General features: G+C 68.1%; 7 protein-coding genes. All 7 read left to right on the plus strand.

All coding sequences use genetic code 11. From position 1 onward, the window contains the following. Positions 1 to 2: 2 nt before the first annotated feature. The 7 genes from EJB06_RS05975 to cobI are packed head-to-tail and all read left to right on the plus strand — an operon-like array spanning position 3 to position 10,485. Positions 3 to 338, plus strand: a complete 336-nt coding sequence (locus EJB06_RS05975) for a (2Fe-2S) ferredoxin domain-containing protein (protein WP_126073106.1) — start codon at positions 3 to 5, stop codon at positions 336 to 338. Further along, positions 328 to 4,449 (plus strand): cobaltochelatase subunit CobN, encoded by a 4,122-nt coding sequence (locus EJB06_RS05980; RefSeq protein WP_126073107.1) that lies wholly within the window; start codon positions 328 to 330, stop codon positions 4,447 to 4,449. The genes EJB06_RS05975 and EJB06_RS05980 overlap by 11 nt, the downstream gene beginning before the upstream one ends. A 4-nt stretch (positions 4,450 to 4,453) precedes the next feature. Beyond that, positions 4,454 to 6,337 carry a magnesium chelatase subunit D family protein gene (locus EJB06_RS05985; RefSeq protein WP_126073108.1) on the plus strand — a complete coding sequence of 628 codons (1,884 nt, stop codon included), beginning with the start codon at positions 4,454 to 4,456 and terminating at the stop codon, positions 6,335 to 6,337. Between the two features lie 27 nt (positions 6,338 to 6,364). Then, on the plus strand, positions 6,365 to 7,069 hold the full coding sequence (locus EJB06_RS05990; protein ID WP_126073109.1) for a cobalt-precorrin-7 (C(5))-methyltransferase: 705 nt from the start codon (positions 6,365 to 6,367) through the stop codon (positions 7,067 to 7,069). After that, positions 7,066 to 8,628 carry a precorrin-8X methylmutase gene (locus EJB06_RS05995; protein ID WP_126073110.1) on the plus strand — a complete coding sequence of 521 codons (1,563 nt, stop codon included), beginning with the start codon at positions 7,066 to 7,068 and terminating at the stop codon, positions 8,626 to 8,628. The genes EJB06_RS05990 and EJB06_RS05995 overlap by 4 nt, the downstream gene beginning before the upstream one ends. Next, a complete protein-coding gene (gene cbiD, locus EJB06_RS06000; RefSeq protein WP_126073111.1) occupies positions 8,615 to 9,763 on the plus strand; it encodes a cobalt-precorrin-5B (C(1))-methyltransferase CbiD in 1,149 nt (382 codons plus the stop codon). Before EJB06_RS05995 ends, cbiD begins: the two co-directional genes overlap by 14 nt. Then, positions 9,760 to 10,485: a precorrin-2 C(20)-methyltransferase gene (gene cobI / locus EJB06_RS06005; protein ID WP_126073112.1), complete on the plus strand. Its 726-nt coding sequence runs from the start codon at positions 9,760 to 9,762 to the stop codon at positions 10,483 to 10,485. Before cbiD ends, cobI begins: the two co-directional genes overlap by 4 nt.

Consider the following 10,485-nt stretch of genomic DNA (forward strand, 5'->3'; position numbering starts at 1 on the left):
CGATGCGCACTCACGACCGGCACGTGTTCATGTGCGTCGGCCCGCGCTGCACCGAAAACGGCGTGCAGGCGCAGGCCGTGTTCGAGCACATGGGGCGCGAAATCGACGCGCACCCGGACCTGTGCGTCAAACGCACGCGCACCCACTGCATGGTCGCCTGCCGCAATGAAGGGCCGATCGTGGTCGTGTATCCGGAAGGCGTGTGGTACCGGCGCGTGGACGAAGCGGCGGCTTGCCGCATCGTCAGCGAACACCTGATCGGCGGCGAAGAAGTGACCGACCTGATTTTCCATCGCATCGGCGAAGGCGACACACTCGTGGCAGACAATGACAGCTGATTTTCCTCAAGGCCCGGCGCCCATCGCGCTGCTTACCCATGCATCGAACGACCTGACGGTACTGCATCACGCGGTGAGCCAGCTGCCGCCGGAGTTCGGCGCGGTGGCTGGCGTGAGCCTGCAGGGACTCGACCTCGATGGCGGCGCAACGGCGCTGCTCTCGCGCGAGGTGCAGGGCGCGCGCATCATCATCCTGCGTGTGCTGGGACGGCTCGGCAGCGTTCCCGGTTTTGCGGACCTGGTCAGCCACGCGCGCCGCACCGGCCAGCACCTGATCGCGATCAGCGGCACCGGCGAGCCCGATCCCGAACTGGCCGCGGTATCGACCGTCGCTCCCGACGTGCTGCAACAGACGCTCAATTACTTCCATTGCGGCGGCAGCGGCAACCTGGCGCAGCTGCTGCGCTACCTGTCCGACCACCTGCTGCTGACCGGCTTCGGCTTCGAAAGCGCGCTGCCTTTGCCGGAACACGGCATCTATCATCCCGACCTGGCGCAGGGCGCCGGCATCGACGACTGGCTGGCGCTGCGCAAGGCCGGCGCGCCGAGTGCGGGCATCGTGTTCTATCGCGCACACTGGATGAGCGGGAACACGCGCTTCATCGACGCGCTGCTCGACGCGCTGGAAAAGCGCGGCATGAATGTGCTGCCGGTGTTCACGTCCTCGCTGCGCAGCGGCGCAGGAGCCGGCGGCAGTGGCGCTTTGCCTGACGCACTGCGCTACTTCAGCGATGCGCGCGGCGTGCATATCGATGTACTGATCAATACAACCTCGTTCGCGATGGGCGAGATCACGCCTGGCGGCCCCACGCCGGCCGGCTGGTCGGTCGGGGTGCTGGAAACGCTCGACGTGCCGGTGCTCCAGGCGATCACCAGCGGCATGACCCTGGCGCAGTGGGAGCAGTCCGCGCGCGGCCTCAATCCGCTCGATACCGCCATGAACGTGGTGCTGCCGGAATTCGACGGGCGCATCATCACCGCGCCGGTCTCGTTCAAGTCGCGCGCCGCCGGTTTGCAGGGCGACGCGGTCGAATACGAACCGGTGCCTGACCGCGTGGCGCGCGTGGCCGGCATCGCCGCGCGCTTCGCACGCCTCAAGCACGTGCCGAACGCCGAAAAGCGCGTGGCCTTCATGTTCACCAACTCGAGCAGCAAGGCCGCGCAGATCGGCAATGCGGTCGGGCTGGACGCGCCGGCCTCGCTGATGCGCATCCTGGAAGCCATGCGCGCCGCCGGCTACGACGTCGGCCAGCCGCCCGCCGACGGCACGACGCTGATCCACGAGCTGGTGGCGCGCTGTTCGTACGACCAGATTTACGTGACCACCGAGCAGTTGCGCAATGCCGCCGGGCGCGTGCCGGCCGCGCTGTACGCGCAGTGGTTCGCCGAGCTCACGCCCGACATGCAGGAAAAAATGAGCACCCAGTGGGGCGCCGCACCTGGCGAAGCCTACGTGTGCGACGGCCACCTGGCGCTGGCCGGCATCGAATTGGGCAATACCTTCGTCGCGCTGCAACCGCCGCGCGGCTATGGCATGGACCCGGATGCGATCTATCACCAGAGCGACCTGCCGCCGACCCACCACTACTATGCGCTGTACCGCTGGCTGCGCGACGTGTGGCGCGCGGACGCCATCGTCCACGTCGGCAAGCACGGCACCATGGAATGGCTGCCCGGTAAAGGCGTGGGCCTGTCGCAGGACTGCTTCCCGGATGCGCTGCTGGGCGACCTGCCGCTGTTCTACCCGTTCATCATCAACGATCCGGGCGAAGGCTCGCAGGCCAAGCGCCGCGCGCACTCGGTCGTGGTCGACCACCTGACGCCGCCGATGACCACCGCCGATACCTACGGCGCGCTGGCGCAATTGACGCAGCTGGTCGACGAGTATTACCAGGTCGAGGTGCTGGACCCGGCCAAACTGCCGCTGTTGCAGCAGCAGATCTGGGACCTGGTCAAGCAGACCAACCTGAATGCCGACCTGCAGGCGCGCCTGCTGCACCACGACCATGACCATGGCCACGACCACGACCACGACCACGACCATGGGCATGGCCATCACCACCATCATGGTCACGACCATGACCATGACCACGACCACGATCATCATCACCATCACGAGGAAGACGGCGAACTGCCGGCCGCGCTGGCGTCGATGGGCGGCTCCGACGTGGCCCACCTGATCGAAGACCTGGACGGCTATCTGTGCGAACTCGGTTCGGCCCAGATTCGCGACGGCCTGCACATCCTCGGCGGCGGTCCCGATGCGCAGCAGATGCCGGCCATGCTGGTCTCGCTCACGCGCCTGCCCAACCTGGATATTCCGGGCCTGCAGGCCGAAGTGGCAAAGCTGTTCGGCCTCACCATGGACCTGCTGCTCGACCAGAAGGGCCGCCGCATCAACGCGGCGCCCGCGCTGGCGCGCCTGGCGCAGTGCGCGGTGGTCACGCGCTCCGACGCGCTGGACGCCATCGACGCGCTGTGCCTGCGCCTGTTTACCGAGCTGGCCTCGCGCGATTACCGCCAAGACGCCATCGGCGACGTGATCGGGCTGGTCTTCGCCGACATCGACGCCGCGGCATCGGCCGCGCCCCTGCTGCAACCAGCGCTGCGCGCAAAGACCAATGTGCTGTCGCAGATGGGCAAAGCGCGTCCGGTAGCGGCGCGCGCGCCAGTCGCCGCAGCCGCTCCCGCTCCCGCCGCGCCGGCATCGAATCGCTTCGACGCACTGCGCACGGTGCTCGCTTTCGCGTGCAGCCAGCTGGTGCCGAACCTGGCGCGCGCCACCGACGAAATCGACAACCTGATCGACGGCCTGTCCGGCGCCTACGTACCGGCCGGCCCGAGCGGCTCGCCAACGCGCGGCATGGCGCACATCCTGCCGACCGGGCGCAATTTCTATTCGGTCGACCCGCGCAGCGTGCCGTCGCAATCGGCCTGGCGCGTCGGCCTGCAACTGGCGCACGAAGTACTGACGCGGCACGAGCGCGAAACCGGTGAGTATCCCGAGAGCGTCGCCATCAGCATCTGGGGCACCAGCGCGATGCGCACCCACGGCGACGACGTGGCCCAGATCCTGGCGCTGCTCGGCGTGCGCCCGGTGTGGCGCGCCGAAAGCCGCCAGGTGAGCGGGGTGGAAGTGATCCCGCTGGACGAACTGAAACGCCCGCGCATCGACGTCACGACACGCATCAGCGGCTTTTTCCGCGACGCGTTCCCGCAGCTGATCGACCTGATCGACGACGCGGTCAACACCGTCATCGCCCTTGACGAACCGCTCACGCACAACTTCGTGCGCAAGCACTACCTGGCCGAACTGGGAGGCTGGATCGAACAGGGACTGAGTCCTGACGAGGGCGCGCGGCGCGCATCGTACCGCGTGTTCGGCGCCAAGCCGGGCAGCTACGGCGCCGGCATCCTGCCGCTGATCCAGCACAAGAACTGGGAAGCCGACACCGATTTTGCCGAAGCCTACGTCAACTGGGGCGGCTATGCCTACGCGCGCGGCGAACAGGGCGCGGACCAGCGCGACGCCTTCAAGGTGCGCCTGTCCGGCGTGCAGGTCGCCCTGCACAACCAGGACAACCGCGAACACGACATCTTCGACAGCGACGACTACCTGCAATTTCACGGCGGGATGATCGCCACCATCCGCGCCCTGACCGGCCAGCAGCCGCGCCACTATTTCGGCGACAGCCACGACCCGGCGCGCGCGCAGGTGCGCGACCTCAAGGAAGAAACCCTGCGCGTGTTCCGCTCGCGCGTGGTCAATCCCAAATGGCTGGCCAGCATACAGCGCCACGGCTACAAGGGCGGGCTGGAACTGACCGCCACCGTCGACTACCTGTTCGGCTACGACGCCACAGCCCACGTGATGGACGACTGGATGTACGAAGACGTGGCCCAGGCCTACGGCTTCGACGAGGACATGCAGCGCTTCCTGGAAGAGGCCAACCCGTGGGCGCAGAACGCGATTGCCGAGCGCCTGCTGGAAGCGGCCAGCCGTGGCATGTGGGCCGAACCGCGCCCGGAAACGCTGGCAAGGCTGCGCGAACTGTATCTCGATAGCGAAACCCTGCTCGAAGCACGCGGTGAAACGGCGCGCAATGGATAAGATCATGAACTTCCCGTTTTCGGCCATCGTCGGCCAGGCGCAGTTGCAGCGCGCGCTGATGCTGTGCGCAGTCGATCCGAGCATGGGCGGTGTGCTGATTCGTGGCGACAAGGGCACGGCCAAGAGCACGGCGGCGCGCGCGCTGGCCGACGTCCTGCCGCAGATCGACACCGTGGCCGGCTGCGCCTTCAACTGCGGCGCCGGTGCGGTGTCCGAACACTGCGACGCCTGCGCCAGCGGCACGCCGCGCCAGGCGCCGGTTCCTTTCGTGACGCTGCCATTGGGCGCGACCGAAGACCGCGTGATCGGCAGCGTCGATCTTGCGCGTGCCCTGCAGGGAGGCCAGCGCGTGTTCCAGCCAGGCTTGCTGGCGGCGGCGCACCGTGGCGTACTCTATATCGATGAAGTCAACCTGCTGGCCGATCACCTGGTCGACGTGCTGCTCGACGTGGCGGCCATGGGCGTCAATTCGGTCCAGCGCGAAGGCCTGTCGATCCGCCACCCGGCGCGTTTTACGCTGGTCGGCACGATGAACCTGGAAGAGGGCGACCTGCGCCCGCAACTGCTGGACCGCTTCGCCCTGATGGTCGAAGTGGCGGCGCCGCGCGAGAAGACGGTGCGTTCGGAGGTCGTGCGCCGCCGGATCGCCTTCGAAGCCGATCCGGCGGCCTTCAGTGCGGCGTGGGACGAACAGCAGCAAGCCTTGCACCGCCAGCTGGCCGAGGCCCAGCGCCTGCTGCCGCAGGTGACGCTGGACGACGCCATGCTCGACCTGATCAGCCACCTGTGCTGCGAGTTCGACGTCGCCAGCCTGCGTGCGGACATCGTCATGCACAAGGCATCGCGCGCCCTGGCGGCGCTGGACGGGCGCCTGCACGTCACGCCGGCCGACCTGCGCGCCGCCGCCGAACTGGTACTGCCGCACCGGCGCCGCCGCAAACCGTTCGAACAACCTGGCCTGGATCGCGACCGCCTGGATGAATTGATGCGCGAAGCGTCGCCGCCGCCGCCGGCGCAGGACGACGCCGGCGCATCCGAAGATGGCGAACAGACGCCGCCCGAGCAGCAAGGTGAGGAGCAGGTGTTCGCGGCCGCCCCCAGCGCCGCCGCGCCCCGCATCGTGGTCGAATCGACCGCAGGCAGCAGCAGCGCAGGGCGCCGCAGCGAAGCGATGGGCGCCTCGCGCGGCCGCGTGGTGCGGGCCGTGCCCGACGAACAGCCGACCAGCATCGCCATCGGCGCAACCTTGCTGAGCGCCGCCATGCGCGAGCCGGGCCACGTGCAGGTCACGCGGGCCGACCTGCACCAGCAGATCCGGGTCGGCAAAAGCGCCAACCTGATCCTGTTCGTGGTGGACGCCTCCGGCTCCATGGCCGCGCAGCGCCGCATGGAGGCGGTCAAGGGCGCCGTGCTGGCCCTGCTGACCGACGCCTACCAGCGGCGCGATACGGTAGCCGTGATTGCCTTCCGGGGCCAGTCGGCGCAGTTGCTGCTGGCGCCGACGGGCAGCGTGGAGCGCGCGGAACAGGGCTTGTCCGAGCTGCCGACCGGCGGGCGCACGCCTTTGCCGCACGCGCTGCACCTGGCGCTGGACACGCTGGACAAATCGGCCCATCGCGCCCCGGCGCTGATGGTGCTGCTCACCGACGGCAAGGCCAATGTGCCGCTGGCGGCCGATGGCGACGCCTGGCGCGAATCGCTGGAGCTGGCCGGCCAGCTGGCCGAACGGGGCGTGCCGGCGCTGGTGCTCGACACCGAGAGCGGCTACCTGCGCCTCGGACGCGCCGCGCAACTGGCGCAAACCCTGGGCGCCGAATGCCTGACGCTGGAGCAGCTGTCGGCCGATAACCTGGCGCTGACGATCCGCGCGCGCCTTGCGCCCACCTGACAACACAGAATCGAGGAGCAGTTTTACATGATTATTTGCATAGGCGCGGGACCCGGCGACGTCGGCTACCTGACGCAGCGCGGCGCGCAACTCATTCGCGAGGCCGACGTCGTCGCCGGTTTCGACGCGGTACTGAACGTGGTCCAGAGCCTGATACCGGCCGACGCGCAGGTCATCGGCATGGCCTACCGCGACCAGGTTGCGCAGCTCGACGAAGTGGCGCGCCTGCACCACGCCGGCAAACGCTGCGTGGTCGTCTTCATGGGCGACATTCACTTCAGCGGCTTCCAGTACCTGGAACGGGTCGAACGCGCCTGCGGCCACCCGGTCGAATCGCTGCCCGGCATTTCGTCGGCCCAGATCCTCGCGTCGCGCGCCAAGGTGTGCTTCGACGAGACCACCTTCATCACCTTCCACCGCCGTGGCGACCTCGATCCCTTCAAGCGCCACCTGGTGCACGTGCTGCAGGACCAGCGCAACGCGATCGTGATCCCGTGCCCATGGGACGCGGCGCGCTCGTTCATGCCTTGGCATATCGCGGCCTACCTGCTGGAAAACGGCATCTCGCCCGATCATCCGGTCGAAGTCTGGGAGAACCTGACCCGTGGCGAAGCCGAATGGCATGGCAGCCTGCTGGAATGCGCCAGCCATACCTGTTCCGACATGAGCATCATGCTGATTCGTACGCTCGCGCCGATGGCCAGCCAGATCGAGGCGGCGCCGGTACCATGACCCGACAAGAAAAACTCGGCATCGTCGTCGCGGGCCACGGCAGCCGCGATCCCGACGCCGTGCGCGAATTCGAGGCGCTGGTCGAACTGGTGCGCGCGCGCGCACCGGACGACGTGGTCACGCATGGCTACCTGGAGTTCTCCAGCCCGACCATCGCGCAAGCGGTGCAGGCCAACCTGGCTGCGGGCACGCGCCAGGTGGCGGTGGTGCCGGGCGTGCTGCTGGCCGCCCGCCACGCCAAGAACGACATGCCGGCCGAAGTGCAGGCCATGGCGCGCGATTATCCGGAGATCGATTTCCATTTCGGCGCGCCGATGAACCTGCACCCGAAGCTGCTGCAACTGGCCCAGGAGCGCATCGTCGAAGCGGAGGCCACGTCGCCGCTGACGGTGCGCCGTTCCGATACCTGCCTGGTGCTGGTCGGACGCGGCACCACGGACCCGGATGCGAATGGCGAGGTGGCCAAGCTGGCGCGCATGCTGGAAGAGGGCATGGGCTTCGGCGGCGTGTACGTATGCTATTCGGGTACGGCGACGCCGCTGGTGGCCGACGGCCTGCGCGCCGCCGCCCGCATGGGCTACGAGCGCCTGGTGGTGCTGCCGTTCTTTTTGTTCGACGGCGTGCTGGTCAAGCGTATCTATGCGGCCGCCGACGACCTGCGCGAGCGCGAGCCGGGGCTGGAAGTGCTCAAGGCCGGCTACTTCGGCGTGCATCCGCATGTGGCGGATGTGATGATCGAACGCGCCCGCGAGGCCGTGGCCGGACGCGCGGCCATGAACTGCTCCCTGTGCAAATACCGCGTGCAGATCGTCGGCTTCGAGCAGCAGGTAGGCGAGCCGCAGCGTGCGCACCACCTGGCGGTACGCGGCCTGCTGGCGCAAGCGCCGGAGGCGGCCGCCGCGCCGGCGTATGCGCCGTACGAGCCGCACCCGATCGAGGCGGAAAGCTTCCAGATCATCGCCGCAGGGCGCGACTGGTCGGGCTTCCCGGCCTCGCACCTGACGATCCTGCAACGGCTGGTGCACACCAGCGGCGACTTCGGCGCGGTGGACGATATGTACTTTTCGCCGGGCGCGGTCGAAAGCGGCATCCTGGCGCTGCTGCGCTGCAAGCGCGTGCTGACCGATGTGACCATGGTGCAGACGGGCCTCAAGCGCCAACTGCTCGAAACACTCGGTGTCGATACCTGGTGCGGCGTGCATGACCGCGAAACGCACCTGATGTCGGCGGCCGAAGGGATTACGCGTTCGGCCGCCGGCATTCGGCGCGGCTGGCAAAAATTCGGCAACGACGTGGTGCTGTCGATCGGCGACGCGCCGACGGCGATTGCCGAAGCGGTGCGCCTGATCCGCGACCATGGCTGGCGCCCGCAGCTCGTGATCGGCCTGCCGGTCGGCTTTGTCGGCACGCGCGAAACCAAGGACGAATTGCGGCGCTGCCTGCAGGTGCCACGCATTACCAACAGCGGCACGCGCGGCGGGTCGCCCTGGGCGGCAAGCGTGGTCAATGGCCTGATGATTGACGCGCTCAATCAGCTTGCAGGGTATGAAGCCCCTTGAACGGGTCCGGTTCGACCTTGCCATCCCCGCATTAAATGGCTTGCGGCGCGGCCGCACGACAGGCAGTTGCGCCACGGCGGCGGTCAAGGCCGCACTCGGGCTGCTGCTGCACGGCCAGCGCTGCGAGGCCGTCAGGGTCAGCCTGCCCGATGGCGTGCATTTTCTGGAAGTGCCGATCCAGATGGTGGATTGGACCGATGACGGCGCAGCACGGGCCGAGGTGTTGAAAGATGGTGGCGACGATCCGGACAACACCCACGGCGCCACCATCTTTGCCGAGGTACGGCGCAACGATGCGCGCGCGCTGCGTTTTTTTGCCGGACGTGGCGTGGGCACGGCGACGCGTCCCGGCCTTCGGGTGGCGGTGGGCGAGCCGGCGATTAATCCGGTGCCGCGCCAGATGATGCGGCGCGCGGTCGAGGAAATGCTGGACGACGCCATGGCGGAGCCGCCCGACAGCGGCTTCGACCTGACCATCGGCTGCGAGAACGGGGACGTCATCGCGCGCAAGACCTTCAATCCGCGCCTGGGCATCGTCGGCGGGATCTCGATACTCGGCACCTCGGGCATCGTCGAGCCGATGTCGCTGTCGACCTGGATCGCGTCGGTTGAAGTGTATGTGCGGGTGGCGCTGGCGGCGAGTACGGAGAGCGTCGCTTACCTGCCCGGCAAGATCGGGCGCGAGTTCGCCAGCGGCGTCCTCGGGCTGCCGGACGAACGCTCGGTGCAGATCGCGAACTTCCTCGGCGACGCGCTGGACTTTACCGAAAAGGCGCTGCGGGAAGCGGAGCGCAGCCTCGATGTGCTGTGGCTCGCCGGCCACCCGGGCAAGCTGGCCAAGGTGCTGGACGGGTTTTGGGACACGCATTCGAGCAAGAGCAATATGGCCATGGCGGGCGTGGCGCGCGTGGTGCAAGAAATGGGCGGCGATGCGCAACTGGTACTGGATATGGAAAATGCAAACACAGTGGAAGCAGCAATGGAACGTTTAAAGAGTGAGTCCTTCGCCAGGGCGGTGTGGGTCGAGATCGAGCACCGCATCGGCGCGCTCGCGCATGCGCGCGTGCCGTCCGTGAAGCGCCTCGAAGTACGCCTGTTCGACCTGGCCGGCAACGCGCTGGGGGTGGACGCATGAGCACCGGCACCCTCTGGGGGATCGGCGTCGGCCCCGGCCCGGCCGGCTACCTGCCGCTGGCGGCGCTGGACGCATTGCGCCGCGCCGACCTGATTTACGCGCCGCGCGCGCGTGGCGCCGAACTGTCGGTCGCGCTCCAGTGCCTGGCCGGGATCGACATCGACCCCGCCAGGCTGCGCGAGATCGAATTCAATATGGACCCGGACCGTTCGGTCCTGAGCGAGCATTACGCGCAGCTGGCCGACGCCATCGCGCTGGAGCTGCGCGCGGGGCGCGACGTGGCTTACCTGACCATCGGCGATTCGCTCACCTATTCCACCTACGGCTACGTGCTGGCGGCCCTGCGCGCGCGCATTCCGGACCTGCCGCAGCGCACCTTCCCGGGCATTACCAGCTATGCCGCCGCCGCGTCGGCGCTGGCGTGGCCGCTGGGGGAGGGCAAGGAGCGCGTGCTGATTCTGCCATGCCCCGAGACGCCGGAAGAACTGCGCAACGACATCCTCACGCACGACATCGTGGTGCTGATGAAGGTCGGCGCGCGCCTCGGCTGGGTGCTCGACCTGCTGCGCGAGATGGGGATTGCCGAGCATTGCGCCTTTGCCCGCCGCATCGGCCTGCCCGGCGAATTGCTGGCCTCGGGCGTCGGCGACCTTGTCGCCAACGACGCCATGGGCTACCTGGCCACCTTGCTGGTGCGCCGTCAACCACGGCAGGAGAGATAA

Origin of the sequence: Massilia atriviolacea, assembly GCF_003953935.1 — a bacterium.
Classification (GTDB): domain Bacteria; phylum Pseudomonadota; class Gammaproteobacteria; order Burkholderiales; family Burkholderiaceae_D; genus Telluria_A; species Telluria_A atriviolacea.